We start from the raw sequence: 19,320 nt of genomic DNA, 5'->3' as shown, positions 1-19,320 counted from the left end.
TAGGAATGCGGGTTGGAGGGGTGTGTTTTCGGAAAACTTTATTTTGGTTACACAGCGGACGTAATCCCTAAATAAACATTTCTGATTTCTTGTTTTATTTCTATGCAACGCCCATACGAGTTAGGAGAGTCATTCTCCTAACTCGTATGGGCTTTATTAGATTAAGCTTCATTGCTCTTAGCCGTTGATTATGTGTTTGAAGCATTCATTTTTCCGTTCTCATATATATTAAGAATTTTGCATAGGTAATAAGCTGTTCGGCTTCTTCTTCTGTGAGCGCATCACTTCCAAACTCTTTATGCCAGCGTTTGGCCACTCTTATCGTTCGCTCATCAGCTGAGACGAGCACTGTTCTGTCGGTTACCATGCCTGTCAAATCGTCTATACTGACCTCGAAGAACTCTGCAAATTTAACAATTAATTCAAGAGGAACTTTACGAGAACCATTTTCATAATTGACGATAGCTGTTTTACTGAGCCCGAATAGTTGAGATAACTCTGCTTGTGTAAGTTTGCGAGATTTTCGTAATTCTTTGATACGAAGTCCGAATTCTTCGTAAATATTGTTTTCTGCCATAATCATTTTCCTCCACGTAACTATTCTTTCTCTAATGATACTATATGAGATCAATGCAATCACAAAAACGGACATATTCTCTTGCATGGGAAAAATGTTCTACAATTTGAAATATTTTAATTGACGTAGATAAATTATGTAAATATAATTTAATTGCGAGCGAGGTCACAAATTGAAATATTTTGATGAAAATGATTACGAAATGGATAATAGCAAATAGAGATTGTTGATAGAGCGTACATAATCGTGATATCCCATACTTATTTATTTGATCTGCCATTTCATTAATTGTTGGAATTTTCGGGTAGGTGAATTGCAAGGTTAATATTATTCAGAAATAGTTATGTCAATCTACAAAGGGTACAGTGAATGATGTGCACAGATAATGAAGGATAAAGCGCGGCTAGCGCTTCAGAGTGAATTAAAACGGGGGGTTAGATCATGACGAAAAAAGAATTTGGAGACCTTTACACCAAAGTACTGGCTAAGAAAATTTTTATGGAGACTGACGGAAGAGATCCAAAAAGGGCAGCAATATTAACTGTTTTTGGGGCCGAATTATTAAGTGAACTAGAAAATCAGTTGTTTAAGAAAGACTAAAACGTAGATACAGCTACTTCTTCTCTCTCGGTAAATATTCGTTTAAGCAAACTTGTCCATTTAATGAAAAAGGACCGTGGAAAATCTTTGCATAATCGACAGCGCTGTAATACAGAGAACGTCTAGAATCCATGTCTCAGGTAGATTTCTGCCGTGGGAATTTTGCTCCTATAGATCGTACTATGACCTAGTCCGATTGTAAAAAAGGTTTTTGCTTAAGAAAAAAATATGCGTATAATAATGAATATTAACAGAGAGAAATGGAGTATATAAAATGGTTCAATCACTCAATACGAAAGTCGATTTAGTTATTGGTGCAACCTCGCATTTGGGTCTTCCTGAATATGGTAAGATTATGATTGGAGACAAAGGATTTGAATTCTATAATGAACGGGATGCTCGTAAATATATTCAAATTCCTTGGGAAGAAGTGGATTATGTGATTGCTTCTATCATGTTTAAAGGGAAGTGGATCCCACGTTATGCCATTCAGACAAAACGGAATGGAACCTATACATTCTCTTCTAAAGATGCAAAAAAAGTCCTGCGGGCCGTTCGTGAATATGTGGATGAAAATCGTTTGATTCGATCGTTGAGTTTCTTTGATGTTGTCAAGCGGGCTATAAGTAGTGTGTTTAAAAAATGATAGGCTAACCTAAAAGACAAGTTGAGCACTTGTCTTTTATTTTTTTGTTAATAGAAAAATTATGGAAAAAACTATATAATGATAGCGTTTTCTTTTTGTTTATTATACAATGTTTATGCAAATTCATATTGCTCAATGTATAAAACGTCAAAAAATTCATCGTGAAAAACACCATAGAAAACCCTGTAGAAACCTTGGTAATATTGAATAGTCAACCGGTGGGAAAAAGTGTAAAATGTATAATAAAATTGTACTTGAAAGCGCATTATTCAGAATGGTATAATCACTATGAAGTTTTTGAAAAATAATTCTTTACTAACCATCATTACGATTTTTAAGTGTTACTGACTCGATCAGGCATGAATAAAAAGATGTGATAGATGAAGAAAAAATGGGGGAGTATATACCTACAACTTCATTTATTTAACTTTTTTCATGCTTTTTTGTTCGAAAAGTGTAATGTCTTAAGATGGTTGAAAAGCACACCATATGGAATAATTAGGTGTGTTTCGCAAAATAATTATATAGGAGGTAGAAAGATGGTAGGGATTATCATTGCTAGTCATGGCGAATTCGCTAGCGGTATCTTGCAATCTGGAGAGATGATCTTTGGAGCACAAGAAAATGTAAAAGCTGTTACATTGATGCCTAGCGAAGGACCAGATGACGTAAAGGCAAAAATGAAAGAAGCAATCGCATCTTTCGATAACCAAGAAGAAGTATTATTCTTAGTCGATCTTTGGGGTGGTACTCCTTTCAACCAAGCCAACAGCTTGTTTGAAGATCACAAAGACAAATGGGCAATTGTTGCCGGCATGAACTTGCCAATGTTGATTGAAGCATTTGCATCTCGTTTCTCAATGAACACTGCGCATGAAATTGCCGCGCATATTCTCGGTTCTGCTAAAGAAGGGGTTAAAGTTAGACCTGAAGCTTTAGAACCAGAAGAAGCAGCAGCTCCTGCAGCGCAGCAAGCAGTTTCAACAGGAGCACCTGGTAAATTCGAATATGTGTTAGCACGTATTGACTCTCGTTTACTTCACGGCCAAGTCGCAACTGGCTGGACAAAGGCTACACAGCCTACACGTATCATCGTTGTATCTGATACAGTTGCTAAGGATGACCTTCGTAAGAAATTAATCCAACAAGCTGCACCACCTGGTGTTAAGGCACACGTTGTCCCTGTCAATAAAATGATTGAGCTTGCAAAAGACGATCAACACTTCGGCGGTCAGCGAGCACTTCTTCTATTCGAAAACCCGCAGGATGCACTTAGAGCTGTTGAAGGCGGCGTACCTTTAGATACAATCAATGTCGGCTCAATGGCACACTCACCTGGTAAAGTTCAACCAAATAAAGTTTTGGCATTCAGTCAAGATGATATTGATACTTTTAAGAAATTAAAAGATCGCGGTTTGAAATTCGATGTCCGTAAAGTTCCGAATGATTCAAAAGGAAATATGGACGAAATTATCAAGAAGGCTCAAGAAGAGTTGAATAAACAACACTAATCAGCAGTAAATAAGGGAGGATGAAATCATCATGGATTTGACTATTATTCAAATAATATTAGTCGTTTTCGTAGCATTTTTAGCTGGTGTTGAAGGTATTCTCGATGAATTCCATTTCCATCAGCCAATCATTGCATGTACGCTAATCGGCTTGGTTACAGGAGAACTCATTCCTTGTCTTATCTTAGGCGGTACACTTCAAATGATCGCTTTAGGTTGGGCAAATATCGGAGCTGCCGTAGCACCAGATGCTGCGTTGGCATCAGTTGCATCTGCTATTATTCTTGTTTTAAGCGGACAAGGTCAAGCCGGTATTTCTTCTGCAATCGCGATTGCTGTACCACTTGCAGTTGCAGGTTTGCTATTAACAATTATCGTTCGTACTATTGCGACAGCATTTGTACACTTTATGGATGCTGCAGCTCAAGAAGGTAACATTAAAGTAGTTGAATTTTGGCACGTCGCTGCGATCTGCTTGCAAGGTTTGCGTATTGCAATCCCAGCTGCATTGATCCTAGCAGTTGGTGCGGCTCCAGTTAGAAGCATGCTTGAATCTATGCCTGCATGGTTGACAGATGGTTTGGCAATCGGCGGTGGCATGGTTGTAGCCGTTGGTTATGCGATGGTTATTAACATGATGGCAACGAAAGAAGTATGGCCATTCTTTGCAATTGGTTTCGTATTAGCGACTGTTTCACAAATCACACTTATCGGATTGGGTGCTATCGGTGTCGCTCTTGCACTCATCTATTTAGCTCTTTCCAAACAAGGCGGTTCAGGTAATGGCGGAGGCGGTAATACCGGAGATCCATTAGGCGCCATTATTGATGATTACTAAGAAGGAGGAGGACAGAAAAATGGAAGAAAAATTGACATTATCAAAACGAGATCGTATTTCTGTTTGGTGGCGTTCAACGTTCATTCAAGGTTCTTGGAACTATGAACGTATGCAAAATGGCGGTTGGACATTTGCCATGATCCCAGCTATCAAAAGATTATATAAAACAAAAGAAGATCGTTCTGCAGCACTAAAACGTCACTTAGAGTTCTTTAATACTCACCCATATGTAGCTTCACCAATTCTCGGTGTTACTTTGGCGCTTGAAGAAGAGCGTGCAAACGGTGCGCCGGTTGATGATGTAGCAATCCAAGGGGTTAAGGTCGGTATGATGGGACCTCTAGCCGGTATCGGTGACCCAGTATTCTGGTTCACAGTTAAGCCAATCCTTGGTGCGTTAGCTGCTTCCCTTGCAATGACTGGTAATATTCTTGGACCAATTCTTTACTTCGTATTATGGAATCTTATCCGTATGGGCTTCATGTGGTATACACAGGAATTTGGCTACAAAGCTGGTTCCAAAATCACAGACGATTTGTCTGGCGGATTGCTTCGTGATATCACAAAAGGTGCTTCGATACTCGGTATGTTCATACTTGGTGCGTTAGTTAACAGATGGGTATCCATCACATTCACACCAATTGTTTCTTCCGTTCAACTGGATGAAGGTGCCTATATCGATTGGGATAAACTCCCTGCTGGATCAGAAGGCATCAAAACGGCGCTTGAGCAACAAGCATCTGGTCTTTCATTAAGTGATGTGAAAGTAACGACTTTACAAGATAACTTAGATAGCTTAATTCCTGGCTTATCTGCATTGTTATTGACACTTCTTTGCATGTGGCTGCTTAACAAAAAAGTATCTCCAATTGTGATGATTCTTGGATTGTTCGTAGTCGGTGTTGTATTCCATGTATTGAACATCATGTAATAAATAAGATTTTTTACAGCTTTTATTGGAATTATAACTGTAGAAAACAAATAGAAAAGCACCTCCTGAAATGAGAATTTTGGGAGGTGCTTTTTTTTATGCGTTTGGGTAACAGATAGTGCTGATAATAGAAGCTACAGATGGCTGTAAGGAATGGGGAAAAGTAATAAATGACAAAATGGCATTGTTTAATCTGATACGGATTTCGTTCAGTCGAAATCCGTTTTGTTTCATTTTTCCTAGCCTATTTTTAAAGTACCCGAGTGAAAAAAGAAGGGAGAAGTAAATAGATGAATAAATTAAATTATACTAAAATAATTTAATATTTGGAATTTAACCTGTATAATTTAAACTACCAGATCTTATACAGCAAGGAAGTGTTAACGATGAATTACTGCAAGAACTGTGGAAACAAGCTCAAGGAGGGTGCCAAATTCTGTGCAAAATGTGGAAGGCCGATTGGTGAACAGACTGAATCCAAATCACGCTCTGGGAAGAAAGAGACTGATGGAAGTCATGAATCAAAGCCATTAAATGAAGGGTCGGCAAAGAGAAGGAAAAAACCAATCATAACCATTATCGCTCTTTTGGCTCTTCTTCTTTTAGGCGGTGGTTATTATTATCTTAAAAACATATATTTATCTCCAGATAAAGTGGTAGAAGGTTTTGCCGCAGCTGTTGAAGGCAAACAAACGAATAAGGTACGAGCTTATATTAATGATGGACAAAGGGAAATGAAAGCAACTGCAGAACAAACTGAGGCGTTCATTACCTATCTTAATGATAATCCTAAAATTTATTCGGAATTATATGAGGATTTAGAAACCGAGGCTAATTATTATAAGGAAGATTTCCATTCTTATGAGGCTGGAGTTGACATGAATAATCTGGCTAATGTAAAGCTGGGCGGGAAAAAATGGGGAATCTTTGATCATTATGTGATTGAGGTACAGCCATGTTATGTGAATATTACCTCCGACTATAACAAAACAGAGATACAAATAGATGGTCAAAAGGCCGGTACAGTCAGTGATGAGGCGGAAGAATTGTTTGGCCCGTATCTTCCTGGAGAGCATACCATTAAGGCTGTGGCAGAAGGGGGTTATGGGAAGGTCACACAAAGTGACAAATTTGATGTTTCTTCACTCGAGGACCGCACGGCATCCAGCCAGTTTTCTTGGGATGATTATTTCTTGAGCATTTATACAAATGAAGACGAGGCCGTATTGTTTGTGAATGGGAAAAGTACGAAAAAGAAATTGAAGGAGATAGATGAAATTGGCCCGCTGCCGATGGATGGATCTGTCAAACTGCATGCTGAATGGAAGATTGGAAAAGAAACATTAAAATCAGATACGGTGACCGTTAAAGAGGGAATGTATAGTGCAGACTTCCTTTTTGATGATGTGGATACATATGATACGGAGGTTTCTTCCGAGGAGGATGAAGACAGCATTGATGAAAGGCTTATACAAGAAGTGATATACACCCATTATCAACATATTACAGATAATCATTTCGAAGCAGCCTATAATTTATTCTCTTCAGAGAAAAGAAGCAGTCTATCCTTAAGTGACTGGTCAAAAGGATTGGAGAATAATCAATCTGATGTCGTCAATTCTGTTAGTGTTAAGGAGATTAATGGTTCAAAGGCTAAAGCTCATATTGTCATGACTTCTTATGATGATCATAAAGGCAATACCACATTAGTTCAGCAATGGGAGGGGGATTGGCACTTAGTTAAGGAAAATGGAAGCTGGTATCTTGATAAAGCTAAATTAACTAAGATAAGTTCCAAGACAGAATCATGAGGCATGGCAGGAGAAAAAAATGGCTGCTGTCTATCTTGTTGTTTATTGGTGTAGGAGTTGTTTTAGCAGCGGGCGGCCTCTTTACCTATTATAAGGATTTTGCGAAGGAGGATACACACTCAGCGCATAGGGCTGAATCTAATCATCACTCCTCTAAAGAGGGAGTCCATTTAAACGCTGATCATCAAAACAGTAGTACAAAAATTGAACCGGTCACCTACTATCAGGATGCTGATTCTGTTGAAGAGAAGGTGAGGCGTGTGCTGGAATCGATGACCCTTGAAGAAAAAATTGGTCAGATGCTGGTGGTCGGCTTTCAATCCACTGAATCAGATGAGCATATTGAACGGATGATTCGTGATTACCATGCAGGCGGTGTAATCTTGTTTGATCGCAATATGGAGAACCCATCTCAAGTGGCCAAATTGACCAATCAATTACAGAAGATAGCCTATTCATCCTCTCTTCAAATTCCTTTAACCTTTAGTGTGGACCAAGAGGGCGGGGCAATTATAAGAATGAAGGAATATTTCTCCTCACTGCCTTCCCAGCAGGCACTTGGAGAGAAAGGCGATAAAAAGGCCATCAGCAAGCTCGCCGTCAGGACAGGCCAACAGCTGGCAGCAATGGGATTTACGATTAATTTTGCGCCAGTCCTTGATTTGTCTGATACGGACAGCCGTTCATTTGGAACAGATCCGCTTCTGACCGGGGAGTATGGCAGTGAGGTGATATCCGGTTTAGTCGCGGGCGGCGTAACCGCTACGGTAAAACATTTTCCGGGTAATGGACGCAGTAATGTCGATCCGCATGAGGATACATCTGCCGTCGATGCTGACCAATTGGATTTGGAGAATAACGATATCTATCCATTTAAAAAGGTGATTCAAGAACTGAATCATGATGATTTCTTCGTGATGGTAACGCATATCAAATACCCAGCCTATGATAAAGAACACCCAGCCAGCATTTCCCCTGTTATTATGCAGGATTTGCTTCGTGACCAATTAGGCTATACGGGGATTGTTGTAACCGATGACTTGGAAATGGGGGCAGTCAATAAATACTTTACCTATGAGGATCTAGGCTGCCAGGCAGTCTCGGCGGGAGCGGATATGTTGCTCGTGTGCCATACAGAAGAGAGCCAAAAGCAAGTGTTCAACGGTATCTTAGAGGGTGTTCAATCTGGAGAAATACCGATATCAAGAGTTGATGAGGCGGTTGAACGTATTCTGTCATATAAATATCAGCATATTACCACGATTGAGGCAGATGAAGAAGAGGCTGCTAAAATAGTCGGTGATAAATAAACGGTTTTTAAGCAGGGAAGACGCATCTCGTATGTGTTTTCCCTTTCGTATGAACGGGGATGAAGCCTGTTATACTTACATTAATAGGTTCTTTATAAAGATGGTGAATTGGAGGGATTTCACATGGATCAAGAAAATGGACGCTCTCATGAAAAATACGAACATTTGCGGCAGATTTTTGAGTTGCATAAAGATGAGGCAAAAGCCGAATCCATGGCCGCCTATATGAAAAATCACTTCTCCTTCTATGGAATCGGTGCGGTGAAGAGAAAGGAAATGACAAAGGAAATCATTAAACAGGAAAAAGCGAAGAAAGAAATTGATTGGTCCTTCTTAAATAGGTGTTATGCAGATAATCACAGAGAAATGCAATACTTTGTCCTTGATTACTTACATGCGCTCGCAAAATATATTCACATCAGTGATCTTAACTCTTTGATTGCTTATGCGAAGGAGAAGCAATGGTGGGATACCATTGATGGGCTCGATAAGCTTATTGGCAATATTGATTTTCCTTGTGAAGAGATTGATGATTTGATGCTGCGGTGGTCGACAGATGAAGATATATGGCTAAGGAGGATTGCGATTGACCATCAGAATGGAAGGAAAGAGAACACGAATGTTCAGTTGTTAGAGACAATCATCCTAAACAATCTCGGACAGAAAGAATTTTTTATCAATAAGGCGATTGGGTGGAGTCTGAGGGAGTACTCGAAGGTCAATCCCGATTGGGTCAGAGGATTTATGGAGACGCATAAGGATCAAATGGCTCCCTTGAGTGTTAGGGAAGGCAGTAAATATATTTAATCGTGAAGGTCTTTCACCGGCTCGTTAGCTGGTTGAAAGGCCTTTTTTCTCCTGACTGATTAAGCCAAAAAAGAGATAAAGGAGGAGACCGCTTGAAAAAGTAGTAGCCTTACGAGTAAGCTTGGCCCATCTAAAAATAATGATAAAAGATTACTCTGTTTAGGTGTTTCCGGAGAAACGTCATAATCTTCAGAACCTGTTTGCCTAAAATATGGTATTGTGTATTAGTAATCATATAACAAGGAAAGAGTTGGGTTCTATGTCTAATAAGCTCATTCAGGGAGCTTTCATCTTAACGGTTGGTTCGGTGCTGTCAAAGATCCTTGGGCTTTTGTATGTAATTCCGTTTGGGAGGCTGATTGGGGAGGCTGGGACGGGGTTGTATACCTTTTCGTATGTTCCTTATTCAATCTTTATCAGCATTTCAACTGCCGGCATCCCGATGGCTTTGTCTAAGAGTATAGCTAAATACAATTCATTGGAAGCGTATGCAGTTAGCCATCAATTGTTCAAGGTCAGTGTGAAATTAATGCTGGTTACGGGTTTCCTCGCTTTTGCAGCCATGTATACTTTGGCACCAGTCCTGGCCAGTGTCGGCAGCTATGGTGGAAAAGGCTATGCTGAAGAAGATATCACAACCGTCATGAGGGCGGTCAGCTTTGCACTCCTAATCATTCCGTGTATGAGCATTTTCAGGGGATATTTCCAAGGACATTCTGATATGAAACCAACGGCTATTTCACAGGTCATCGAGCAAATTGTTCGAATCGGCTTCTTGCTGGCAGGCGCTTATGTGGTTATCAAAGTACTGAACGGGAGCATCGTAACAGCAGTCAGTGCCGCTACCTTTGCTGCAGCAGCTGGGGCTGTCGGCGGATCGTTGATACTATGGTGGTATTGGAGAAGGGATGCGAAGCTCCGTAAAGAACGGTTGGAAAAAGATCGGGGAGAGCATCAGATTCGTACCATACAGTTATTCAAGGAAATCCTATTAAGCTCCTTCCCCTTCGTAATGGTAGGAATCTCGATGTCCATGTTCCAGCTGGTTGATAATCTAACGTTTACGAGGGCAATGATATCCATTGGTTATGATCAAAATATCATCAAGTCGGCCTTTGGAATCTTAAATTTCAATACGCAGAAGCTTGTTCTGATTCCGAACACAATGGCCACCTCGCTGTCGATTGCCTTGATTCCAGCTATAACGAGCGCCTATATGACGAGGAATTCAAGTGTCTTCCAAAATCAATTGACCCAGTCATTCCAAGTGTTGTTCTTCTTCATGATTCCTGCAGTGATGGGAATGTCCGTGTTGGCAAGTCCGCTTTATACAGCCTTTTATACCTTCAATGAGCTTGGAGGAGAGATACTGGCCATCTATGCACCGGCTGCTATCTTATTCGCCTTGTTCTCAGTGACCGCTGCCGTACTGCAAGGAACAAATTATCAAAAGTATACCGTGCTGAGTCTATTGACAGGCTTCTTATGTAAGCTAGCCTTTAATATCCCGCTCATCCAGCTGTTTGAGACGAAGGGAGCGGTCTATGCCACGACCCTCGGTTATTTGGTGACCTGCCTGATGAACCTCTATTGCATTCATTATTTCACCGGCTATCGCTATCTCCTGCTAATGAAGCGAATCTTATCTATATTCCTGCTTTCTGGCATCATGTGCGGAATTGTCCTAGCCCTTAAAAGCATCTTAGGCACAGTAATTCATTCGCAAGACAGTTTTGGATCCATCATCATAGTGCTGCTTTGCACATTGGCAGGTGTGGGTATTTATGGGTATTTAACCTATCGGACAGGTCTCTTAACGACCATTTTTGACGGGAAGTTGCAAGGGATTATGAGGAGGCTTCAATTATTGAAACGCAGATTTTTATCGGTGTAAACAAATGACGGCAACGCTTTCGTTATTCAACGAATGAGGGTGGTTTGTTGAAATGTACGGGGAAGTAAATCTTGGAGAGTGATTGTAATGAACGTCTCTATAAAAATAAACTGCAATTCAATGGATGGTATAAAGGTAAAGGTACGTTTTCTGAAACAATCACAAGACTGCTGATATGAATTGCCCTTATAGTATTGTTTTTACCTCCGATTTTCCGTTTTCTTGAACATGAAAAGCTTCTAATGCTAAAAGCATGGCTGGCAGCGGAAGAAGGATTTAAGCATATAGAAGAATAACTCAAAAAGAAGCAATGTTAATGTTCGTCAAAGGAGATGAATCATCACACAGGGAGCAGGAGTGATATCGATGTACCCTAACAAGCAAGATAAAAATCAAAAGTTAAGGAAAGTGCAAGGTCTATATAGAAAAAGGAAAAACAAAGGTCGAATAGAGAATGAGGAAAATAGGAGCTGGACGGTATTTATGAATATTTGTTACTGGGCTTTATTTCTTTATATCGTATATAGTTTATTATTTGATATTGGCATACAGCTCCCATCATACTTTGACGAATAAATTTTATTTTATTAGAAGGTATACAGTAGGAGGCATTCATTCAAAAAGGATGAATGTCCTTTTATGTTGAGCGTCCTCCTGGAGTAAGGAAGCTTAATGAAGTAGCATAGACCATCAATTATCGAATATTTATGATAGAAAGCGCTTTGCATGAGCACTCAATAGCAGGGAGAGGGAGGCTGTTATTATTTTAAAAAGAAAACTATTAACGGCTATTCTAAGTAGTTTACTATTTACACTGATTCTTTCAACACCTGATTGGCTTGAAGGGGATCTTTTTTTCAATTTGTATTATTTGAACTTAATGTTTGCTATTACCTACGGAGTTATTGTTTCTATCTTTAGTGATTGGTTTAGTAGGAAACCTTCTAAAAGAGCATATATTCGCGAAATCATTTCTTTCATAATTCATTGCTGTGGAGGAGTGCTGTTCCTTTTTCCAGGTCTTGTTTCTGCTATCTTATTCTTTATTGTGGATCGTTTATTAAAAAAGGTGAAGATTGGATGGCTGACCGTCATTATTGCATCACTAATGGTTGTGCTAGTGTTTGTCATTTTGATTAATAAGTAGCTTAGCTGTTAGAGTTCCAGCGGTGATGCCGGGTCTTAATAAGAAGATAATGATTCAGAGTATACATTAGTAAGGCACATCAAAGCGAATCCTTTCGTATTAGAAGAGCCATCGTTGAAATCTCTTTCTTTTTTGAATGATCATTTTCCAGGTTGAATTTTCAGTATTAGAATCAATCCTCTCTATATAAAGAGGAAGAAGGTCCATTTGATGGAGCATAAGGGAATCGTTTTAATCTAAATTGGTAAAATAGTCAGGAAGAGTTGCAAAGTAAAGCCGATTTAAGATTACTGGTATCACGAAGGTTAATCAGACAGGAGAAAGGAAGATATCGCAATGACTAAAGCAGGGAGAGGCAGGTGTGAACTTTGTTTAAGGGATGATGTGGAGCGTACCATTCACCATTTAACTCCGAGAGAATTTGGGGGAGGCCCTGAAGATACATCACAACTGTGTATTCCTTGCCATAAACAGCTTCACGCCCTTTATTCAAATTCGGAATTGGCTATAAGGCTTAATACAATTGAAAGATTACAGGATGACCCTGAAATGAAAAAATATCTAAATTGGATAAAAAAGCAGCCGGCAGGTAAATTGCCACGTATAAAAAAATCTAGCTATAGGGGACATTAATCCGAGAAGGATTAATGTCTTTTATTGTTGACCTCCTGATAATGCGAAGGACAGGTCAGCTGAAAATTCAATGTGGTATAATATGGATAATGTTTTTTCTGTAAGGGGGATATATGAACGATAGTAAGAAAACTAAACTTTACTTTGCAGGTTTCTTTGTAGCATATCCTATACTGCTCATTATTAGCTCTTTCTTATGGAGAGCATTTATTCTAGATAAAGACATTGGAGTAGTAGCGACTGAGGCATTCTCGATAGTAGGCATATACTATTTGATTATTAGTATACTCTCTGCATTAGTCTATTTGAGAAATATAAAGTTGTCCTAGTAATAGTACAAAGGATTACCTATGTGCTGTATTAGAGGGCGTTCATCCGCCACGGGGCGGGATTGTTACCTAACATGAAGAGTAAACGATAAAAATTCCGCAATATTGATTACTTAGGTTAATGTAATCAATCGTTCTCAAAACAAGATTTTGAAAGGAAGATATCACATTGTTAGAAGTAAAAAAAGTGTTTGACTGTATGATAGAAACAGAAAGATTAGTAATAAGGCCTAAGCATTCCTTAACAAAAAAGCGGATTAGCGAAAGAAATGAATATCGTGTTTTGTTCCAATGTAGAAGTTCATTAAGGTATGCAGGTTTTGTAAAAGCTTGAATGTAGACATTTGGTCTCTTCAATAAATCGATGGATCTTCATAATTATTTTGTGAATGAATAATGAATTGGAGGGGTAATGATGAGAACCCTATCACCAGAACAAGAGCAAACCCTGCTCACCACCCTGCAAGACCGTTTTGAGAAAAATAGACAGCGCCATCCAAATATTGAATGGACACAGATTCAGGAGAAATTGGAGGCCAATCCCGAAAAGCTGTGGTCTCTATATCAAATGGAAGAGACTGGCGGAGAGCCGGATGTAGTGGAGGAAGGTCATCTAGCAGGCGAGTATGTCTTTTATGATTGTTCAGCGGAAAGTCCTAAAGGACGGAGAAGCGTGTGCTATGACCGCGAAGCACTGGAGGCAAGGAAGAAGAATAAACCGAAAACGAGTGCGATGGATATGGCTGCCGATATGGGGATTGAGATTTTAACGGAGGAACAGTACCGGAATCTGCAGAAGTTTGGTGAATTTGATCTAAAGACCTCCAGCTGGGTGCAAACGCCTGCTGCGATTCGTACTCTTGGCGGAGCCATTTTTTGTGACCGGCGCTATGACATGGTGTTTATGTATCATAATGGCGCAGATTCATATTATGCTGCCAGAGGCTTTCGCGGCTTGCTGCGGGTCTGATCAACTAACCCTGATTTCACTTTGGAAATCAGGGTCTTTTTTTGTTCCAAATAGGATGGAATCTGATGAAAAGGTTACTATTTACAAAATATTGGGTAGGGATAGCATATGAGCTTTTTCCTGCTGATGGAATAAAAGGGGTTTATTAGTTTTTGATAGAAAGGAACATATGATGAAGAAAGTATCGAACGTATTTTGGATTACTGTTGCGATTGTGTTAGCGGCTGTGGTGTTTGGGGTTGCGGCACCAGCAAGCTTTGAGGAAGCTACGGCAAATCTGCAATCTTTTCTCACCACGTCATTCGGTTGGTATTATTTAATTTTAGTGACGATTATCGTCATTTTTTGCGTGTTTCTCATTTTTAGTCCTGTTGGGACGATTCGGCTTGGCAAGGCAGATGATAGACCGGAGTTTTCAAATGCCTCCTGGTTTGCCATGCTCTTTAGTGCCGGCATGGGGATTGGCCTTGTGTTTTGGGGGGCAGCTGAGCCGCTCTCCCATTTCATGACTCCGCCGCTTGCGGATGGGGGAACTCCTGAAGCGCATAAGGAAGCGATGCGCTATACATTCTTCCACTGGGGAATCCATGCATGGGGAATCTATGCAATCGTAGCGCTTGCCCTGGCGTATTTTCAATTTCGGAAAAATGAGCCTGGCTTGATATCGGCGACTTTAAAACCTGTGCTAGGTAAAAGGATGGATGGCCCTCTAGGAACCATCGTAGATGTATTGGCTGTTTTTGCGACAGTCATCGGAGTGGCGACCACTTTAGGCTTCGGAGCGGCACAAATAAACGGCGGGTTATCTTTCATGTTTGGCATTCCGAATAGCTTTGGCGTTCAAGCCATCATTATTGCTATCGTAACGGTGCTGTTTATCCTCTCGGCTTGGTCTGGATTAGGGAAGGGCATCAAATATTTGAGCAATGCGAATATGGTATTAGCCAGCCTGCTCTTTCTATTAATGTTCATTGTTGGACCAGCTATTCTCACCTTAAATATGTTTACGGATACACTCGGAGGATATATCCAGAATATCGTTCAAATGAGCTTCCGGATTGCCCCTCTTAATGAGGAGCACCGCTCATGGATTAATGGATGGACAATTTTCTATTGGGCATGGTGGATTTCATGGTCACCCTTCGTTGGGATATTCATCGCACGCGTATCTAAGGGCCGAACCATCCGTCAATTCATGATTGGGGTCTTATTGCTGCCGGCTTTAGTCAGCTTCTTATGGTTCTCTGTTTTTGGCACCTCAGCTATTGAGGTACAAAATGCGGGGAATGTCGATTTAACCAACTTTGCCACAGAAGAGGTCTTGTTTGCGGTGTTAAGTGAATTTCCATGGTCGACAATTCTCTCTATCATTGTGATTATCCTTGTGTCGACCTTTTTCATCACATCTGCGGATTCTGCCACCTTTGTATTGGGTATGCAGACGACCTATGGTTCACTCACACCGGCAAATACGGTGAAAGTAGTTTGGGGCATCGCTCAATCTGCCATCGCCTTGATTCTCTTATATAGCGGTGGATTGCAGGCCCTGCAAAATTCCTTAATTGCAGCTGCTTTCCCGTTTTCGCTCATTATTGTGTTAATGATGATATCACTCTACCGATCGCTGTCCCAGGAGAAAAAGGAGCTTGGCTTATACTTTAAACCGAAGCGGCCGGAGGAAGGCACAAAAGAGGAGCGGGCTTGATGCCCCTCTTTTTTTGCGTTGGCCGTTCCTTTATGATTCTTTCTTTCGGAAAGGTACAGAGGAAGAAAGTTAAACTATGTCGAATATAGTAAAGAAGGAGAATACATGGAATTCATAGATTTTCTGTAGGAAATGGTGAGTTATTTAAGGGAGAGATTAATATAAATCCATTGATTTAAGCTAGTAATCTAGTTGAAAAGGACAGTTGAAGGGATATGTGGAAAATGAACAATGCTTTATACATATTGTACGCCATCGTATTGGGAGTCGTATCGATTGTGACCGGTGAGATTGTAACCTTTATCATGCTGGGATTCATACTTTTAAGCTTGAATAATATTCATAAGATTCTTGTGAAGCTTTATCTTCAGAATGAGCGGAATAATAGGGGGTAGGAATAGAGGAGAGAATGAGAGAGATATTTAAGAATTTCTTTTAAAGGACTGTTAGATATGTGGGAGCAAAAATATATTGAAACGCCAAGAGGGCGCTTTGAACTATTTACATGCGGGAAGGGAGAACCTCTATGTGTCACGCATTTATATAGTGAATTCAATGAACGCGGCTATTATTTTGCGGATGCCTTTGCAGGGAACTTCAAGGTATATTTGGTTAATTTAAAGGAAGCAGGCCATTCATGTAAGGTCAATCATAATGCCGAATTAAGCATGTCTGAGGCCGCCAACGATTTAGAGGCAATCAGGGAAGCGGTTGGATTGAAGCAATGGGCATTTGCCGGACATTCGACCGGCGGTATGCTCGGTTTGGTTTATGCCATGCTTTTTCCGGGTTCTCTTTCTAAGCTGATGACAGGGGGGGCAGCAGCCAGAAGAGGATATATGGAGCATGGAGGAAGCATGTATTGTCCAAGCAGTCCGCTAAATAAAAGATTGATAGAGATTTTTACAATATTGAAATCTCCAGATGCTGCGATAGAGGAGAAAAGGGCCGCCAGTGGGATTGGAGCGATATGTCTCTTTATGATCCATCGAAGCGGGATGAATATTTCAGCAAGCCATCAAGCGGCAAGGTTGTGCAAAAAAGATTGGAGTATTTCTCTTTTCGGGAATTGCCGTATTTTGATTTGCTTGGGGAACTCTCGAATATTGTTACACCAACCATCGTGTATGGCGGAAGGCATGATGCGCAGTGTCCCTTTGTATTTTCGAAAGAAATATATGAAGGCATTAGAAATGCTAAACTATTTGTATTTGAAGAAAGCAATCATATGCCTTATTTAGAGGAAAAGGATAAGTTCGCAAAAATGGTCGAATATTTTCGTTCAACACCGTATTGTTTAGGTAATCAATAGAGGAATTAACAAGTAGGGGGCAGCAAAATGATTGAATTCAAGCCAATCGACCGAACCAATTATCATGAGTGTATAGATCTAAAAGTAGCCGAGGCGCAAAAGAACTTTGTCGCGCCTAATTTATTTTCCCTCGTCCAGGCAGCGTATGAACCGGATTTCTATCCATTAGGTATTTATGAGGAAGGGAAAATGGTCGGGTTTATTTTGTATGATTTTGATTATGAGTTAAATGGCTGGTCCATGAGCCGTTTCATGGTTGGTGAGGAATATCAGAGCAAAGGGATTGGGAAGGCGGCTTTGAAGGCTTTCATCGATTTCTTCATCCATAAGCATGGCCGCCTGCCGCTCTATACGAGTGCAGAGGTGGACAATTCTGTTGCGATTGCCTTGTATGAGAAAGGCGGCTTCGAGAAGCAGGAAGTGTTCGAATACGAATCAGGTGGCAGGACGTACAGGGAAATTCGAATGATAGCACAACTATAAGCAGGATAAAGAAGGGGGGCACTCTGTCAGCAAGACCTATTTAACAGAGCGCCCCTTTTTTCATAAAGCCGCACGAATTTGGTCAAAAATCGTATTGAGATTCTTGTTCCTCACGAATCTTTGTGAAGGTTTTTGTCAGGATAATCGTATCTTCCACTAATCGTTTTATCCGAAATAACACATCGTCATTGGTTATTTCCTTTTGATAAAAGTCCTTCTCTTCTATGAACACATATGTCTGCACCATTTGCGCTTTCATATAAGCGAGGATTGGTTTTAGCTGCTGTTCTGCAACAAGATAATGCTTTGGTGAGCCAGCAGTCACAATCATGCTGACTACTTTATCCCGAAAAGCTTGAACGGGCAGCAAGTCAAAGATGTTTTTGAGTGTGGCAGGTAAAGATGCCTGAAAGATTGGTGTGCCAATAATGAGTGCATCTGCGTCCATAATGGTTTTGGTGACAAAGCCTGTGTCACCTTCATAATCTAGGTAATTCCGGCCGTCGCTGAACTGAATGTCGTATTCTGCCAAGTCAATTAATGTTACATCAACATCAGGGTATTGTTTCTTTAACAAGGCTACTGTCGTATTTAATGCTGTTAGCGTTTTTGAACCGATTCGAGAACCGGATAATGCAACTACCTTCATGATCATTCCTCCTTATTTCTGGGCTGTGTATTTCCGGATGGCTGGCAAGATTTTAGAGCCAATCAAGTCAATATTTTTTTTGATTTGATCGAACGGCATTCCCCCAAAGTCAATTTGGGCAATATAGCGTTGATGTCCAAACATTTCATGCTGATAGAGAATTTTCTCAATGATTTCTTCGGGGCTGCCAATATTCATGATATTGTGCGGGTCAATTCCTTGAGCAAATAGCTGCTTCGCAAACCCTCTGCCATTTGTTTTCTTCATTCCTTCGTTAATATGTGGATATAATTCTCTTAAGGCTTGCTGTGATGATTCTGATGCATAAAAGAAACCAGCAGTCGCTACCGGCAGTTCGGCTGGATTGAATCCATTGCTTCTTGCTGCCTCACGATAGGCATCAATGGTATTCTTAAATATAGAAGCGGGTCCCCCTAAATGAGCCATGAACATAGGCACACCCGCATAGCCAGCCTTGATGGCACTCGCCGGTGTACCGCCAACAGCACGCCAAATCGGTATTTTTCCTTCCTTTGGCCGCGGGAGAATTTGTGCATTCTTTAAGGGCGCACGGTAGTTTCCACTCCAATTGAGCACTTCTTCCTTATTGATTTGAAGAAGAAGCTCGAATTTCTCCTCAAATAATTCCTCATAATGCCGGATATCATAACCCAACAAATCGAATAAACCTACCCTAGAGGCGCGACCGGCAACAATTTCTGCCCGCCCGTTGGATATTAAATCAATGGTTGCGAAATCCTCATACACGCGTACAGGGTCAGAGGTACTGATGATTGTTGAGGAACTGGCGATTTTAATATTTTTTGTCGCTTGAGCAATGGCGCCGAGAACAACCGAATGAGCCTGCGTTGCAAAATATTCCTGGTGGCTTTCTCCAACACTGAAGAAATCTATTCCTGCTTCATCGGCCAGTTTGGCATATTCAATGATTTCTTGTACACGTTCTTGTGCAGAAATCCTTTCGCCTGTTAGCGGGTTGGGAAGATGATCGCCCAATGTATAAATGCCAAATTCTAATCCTTTAGACGGATCTATTCTGTATTGTTTCATTTAAATCTCACCTTCTCTTAGATTTTCTGATTTCAATATATCTCTTTTGTATCTTCAGTATGAAGGGTATAGGAGAATAATGGAAGTACGCACTTT

General features: G+C 40.5%; 19 protein-coding genes. 16 read left to right on the top strand and 3 right to left on the bottom strand.

All coding sequences use genetic code 11. From position 1 onward, the window contains the following. Positions 1-205: 205 nt before the first annotated feature. The gene (locus ACI35L_RS13955; protein WP_049672220.1) at positions 206-577 is read right to left on the bottom strand and encodes a helix-turn-helix domain-containing protein; all 372 of its coding nucleotides are present in this window, start codon (positions 575-577) and stop codon (positions 206-208) included. Between the two features lie 441 nt (positions 578-1,018). On the opposite strand from ACI35L_RS13955, the gene ACI35L_RS13950 reads away from it, so the two are divergent. The 16 genes from ACI35L_RS13950 to ACI35L_RS13875 all read left to right on the top strand — a co-directional run bounded on the left by ACI35L_RS13950 (position 1,019) and on the right by ACI35L_RS13875 (position 17,504). Continuing rightward, positions 1,019-1,177 carry a hypothetical protein gene (locus ACI35L_RS13950; protein ID WP_156185659.1) on the top strand — a complete coding sequence of 53 codons (159 nt, stop codon included), beginning with the start codon at positions 1,019-1,021 and terminating at the stop codon, positions 1,175-1,177. 274 nt (positions 1,178-1,451) lie between these two features. Continuing rightward, entirely contained in the window at positions 1,452-1,823 is a 372-nt protein-coding gene (locus ACI35L_RS13945; protein ID WP_049672219.1) for a DUF956 family protein, read from the top strand. Between the two features lie 539 nt (positions 1,824-2,362). Next, positions 2,363-3,334 (top strand): mannose/fructose/sorbose PTS transporter subunit IIA, encoded by a 972-nt coding sequence (locus ACI35L_RS13940; protein ID WP_049672218.1) that lies wholly within the window; start codon positions 2,363-2,365, stop codon positions 3,332-3,334. 37 nt (positions 3,335-3,371) lie between these two features. Continuing rightward, positions 3,372-4,172: a PTS mannose/fructose/sorbose transporter subunit IIC gene (locus ACI35L_RS13935; protein ID WP_331456724.1), complete on the top strand. Its 801-nt coding sequence runs from the start codon at positions 3,372-3,374 to the stop codon at positions 4,170-4,172. Positions 4,173-4,191: 19 nt separating this feature from the next. Beyond that, on the top strand, positions 4,192-5,103 hold the full coding sequence (locus tag ACI35L_RS13930; RefSeq protein ID WP_439803131.1) for a PTS system mannose/fructose/sorbose family transporter subunit IID: 912 nt from the start codon (positions 4,192-4,194) through the stop codon (positions 5,101-5,103). Positions 5,104-5,489: 386 nt separating this feature from the next. Then, positions 5,490-6,914, top strand: a complete 1,425-nt coding sequence (locus ACI35L_RS13925; RefSeq protein WP_049672215.1) for a TcaA 3rd/4th domain-containing protein — start codon at positions 5,490-5,492, stop codon at positions 6,912-6,914. 35 nt (positions 6,915-6,949) lie between these two features. After that, a complete protein-coding gene (locus ACI35L_RS13920) occupies positions 6,950-8,224 on the top strand; it encodes a glycoside hydrolase family 3 protein (protein ID WP_439803130.1) in 1,275 nt (424 codons plus the stop codon). 123 nt (positions 8,225-8,347) lie between these two features. Further along, positions 8,348-9,031, top strand: coding sequence for a DNA alkylation repair protein (locus ACI35L_RS13915; RefSeq protein WP_049672214.1), 684 nt, complete (start codon positions 8,348-8,350; stop codon positions 9,029-9,031). A 259-nt stretch (positions 9,032-9,290) separates the two neighbouring features. Then, positions 9,291-10,925 (top strand): putative polysaccharide biosynthesis protein, encoded by a 1,635-nt coding sequence (locus ACI35L_RS13910; protein WP_049672213.1) that lies wholly within the window; start codon positions 9,291-9,293, stop codon positions 10,923-10,925. A 1,000-nt stretch (positions 10,926-11,925) separates the two neighbouring features. Then, positions 11,926-12,072, top strand: a complete 147-nt coding sequence (locus ACI35L_RS13905; protein ID WP_156185657.1) for a hypothetical protein — start codon at positions 11,926-11,928, stop codon at positions 12,070-12,072. A 336-nt stretch (positions 12,073-12,408) separates the two neighbouring features. After that, positions 12,409-12,705: a hypothetical protein gene (locus ACI35L_RS13900; protein WP_049672211.1), complete on the top strand. Its 297-nt coding sequence runs from the start codon at positions 12,409-12,411 to the stop codon at positions 12,703-12,705. Positions 12,706-13,446: 741 nt separating this feature from the next. Further along, a complete protein-coding gene (locus ACI35L_RS13895) occupies positions 13,447-14,004 on the top strand; it encodes a DUF4256 domain-containing protein (RefSeq protein ID WP_049672209.1) in 558 nt (185 codons plus the stop codon). A 172-nt stretch (positions 14,005-14,176) separates the two neighbouring features. Continuing rightward, a complete protein-coding gene (locus tag ACI35L_RS13890; protein WP_049673055.1) occupies positions 14,177-15,709 on the top strand; it encodes a glycine betaine uptake BCCT transporter in 1,533 nt (510 codons plus the stop codon). 224 nt (positions 15,710-15,933) lie between these two features. Beyond that, positions 15,934-16,104 carry a hypothetical protein gene (locus ACI35L_RS13885; protein ID WP_197089954.1) on the top strand — a complete coding sequence of 57 codons (171 nt, stop codon included), beginning with the start codon at positions 15,934-15,936 and terminating at the stop codon, positions 16,102-16,104. 57 nt (positions 16,105-16,161) lie between these two features. Then, a complete protein-coding gene (locus ACI35L_RS13880) occupies positions 16,162-16,950 on the top strand; it encodes an alpha/beta fold hydrolase (RefSeq protein WP_331456718.1) in 789 nt (262 codons plus the stop codon). Between the two features lie 98 nt (positions 16,951-17,048). Next, the gene (locus tag ACI35L_RS13875; RefSeq protein WP_049672208.1) at positions 17,049-17,504 is read left to right on the top strand and encodes a GNAT family N-acetyltransferase; all 456 of its coding nucleotides are present in this window, start codon (positions 17,049-17,051) and stop codon (positions 17,502-17,504) included. An 82-nt stretch (positions 17,505-17,586) separates the two neighbouring features. On the opposite strand, the gene ACI35L_RS13870 is transcribed toward ACI35L_RS13875, so the two are convergent. Further along, complete coding sequence (locus tag ACI35L_RS13870) at positions 17,587-18,153, bottom strand: NADPH-dependent FMN reductase (RefSeq protein WP_439803129.1); 567 nt, start codon at positions 18,151-18,153, stop codon at positions 17,587-17,589. Between the two features lie 12 nt (positions 18,154-18,165). After that, the gene (locus ACI35L_RS13865) at positions 18,166-19,224 is read right to left on the bottom strand and encodes an LLM class flavin-dependent oxidoreductase (RefSeq protein WP_049672206.1); all 1,059 of its coding nucleotides are present in this window, start codon (positions 19,222-19,224) and stop codon (positions 18,166-18,168) included. Between the last annotated feature and the right edge of the window lie 96 nt (positions 19,225-19,320).

This window comes from Pradoshia sp. (genome assembly GCF_051873915.1).
Lineage (GTDB): Bacteria > Bacillota > Bacilli > Bacillales > Pradoshiaceae > Pradoshia.
The sequence above is the reverse complement of the archived record's forward strand: the minus strand, read 5'-3'. Positions and strand labels throughout refer to the sequence as shown.

What these genes read in the sequence shown, in the direction of transcription:
- ACI35L_RS13945 (WP_049672219.1), top strand. Translation starts at nt 1,452, where the DNA reads ATGGTTCAATCACTCAATACGAAAGTCGATTTAGTTATTGGTGCAACC.
- ACI35L_RS13925 (WP_049672215.1), top strand. Translation starts at nt 5,490, where the DNA reads ATGAATTACTGCAAGAACTGTGGAAACAAGCTCAAGGAGGGTGCCAAA.
- ACI35L_RS13950 (WP_156185659.1), top strand. Translation starts at nt 1,019, where the DNA reads ATGACGAAAAAAGAATTTGGAGACCTTTACACCAAAGTACTGGCTAAG.
- ACI35L_RS13915 (WP_049672214.1), top strand. Translation starts at nt 8,348, where the DNA reads ATGGATCAAGAAAATGGACGCTCTCATGAAAAATACGAACATTTGCGG.
- ACI35L_RS13900 (WP_049672211.1), top strand. Translation starts at nt 12,409, where the DNA reads ATGACTAAAGCAGGGAGAGGCAGGTGTGAACTTTGTTTAAGGGATGAT.
- ACI35L_RS13865 (WP_049672206.1), bottom strand. Translation starts at nt 19,224, where the DNA reads ATGAAACAATACAGAATAGATCCGTCTAAAGGATTAGAATTTGGCATT.
- ACI35L_RS13880 (WP_331456718.1), top strand. Translation starts at nt 16,162, where the DNA reads ATGTGGGAGCAAAAATATATTGAAACGCCAAGAGGGCGCTTTGAACTA.
- ACI35L_RS13890 (WP_049673055.1), top strand. Translation starts at nt 14,177, where the DNA reads ATGAAGAAAGTATCGAACGTATTTTGGATTACTGTTGCGATTGTGTTA.
- ACI35L_RS13955 (WP_049672220.1), bottom strand. Translation starts at nt 577, where the DNA reads ATGGCAGAAAACAATATTTACGAAGAATTCGGACTTCGTATCAAAGAA.
- ACI35L_RS13875 (WP_049672208.1), top strand. Translation starts at nt 17,049, where the DNA reads ATGATTGAATTCAAGCCAATCGACCGAACCAATTATCATGAGTGTATA.
- ACI35L_RS13885 (WP_197089954.1), top strand. Translation starts at nt 15,934, where the DNA reads ATGAACAATGCTTTATACATATTGTACGCCATCGTATTGGGAGTCGTA.
- ACI35L_RS13910 (WP_049672213.1), top strand. Translation starts at nt 9,291, where the DNA reads ATGTCTAATAAGCTCATTCAGGGAGCTTTCATCTTAACGGTTGGTTCG.
- ACI35L_RS13870 (WP_439803129.1), bottom strand. Translation starts at nt 18,153, where the DNA reads ATGAAGGTAGTTGCATTATCCGGTTCTCGAATCGGTTCAAAAACGCTA.
- ACI35L_RS13895 (WP_049672209.1), top strand. Translation starts at nt 13,447, where the DNA reads ATGATGAGAACCCTATCACCAGAACAAGAGCAAACCCTGCTCACCACC.
- ACI35L_RS13930 (WP_439803131.1), top strand. Translation starts at nt 4,192, where the DNA reads ATGGAAGAAAAATTGACATTATCAAAACGAGATCGTATTTCTGTTTGG.
- ACI35L_RS13940 (WP_049672218.1), top strand. Translation starts at nt 2,363, where the DNA reads ATGGTAGGGATTATCATTGCTAGTCATGGCGAATTCGCTAGCGGTATC.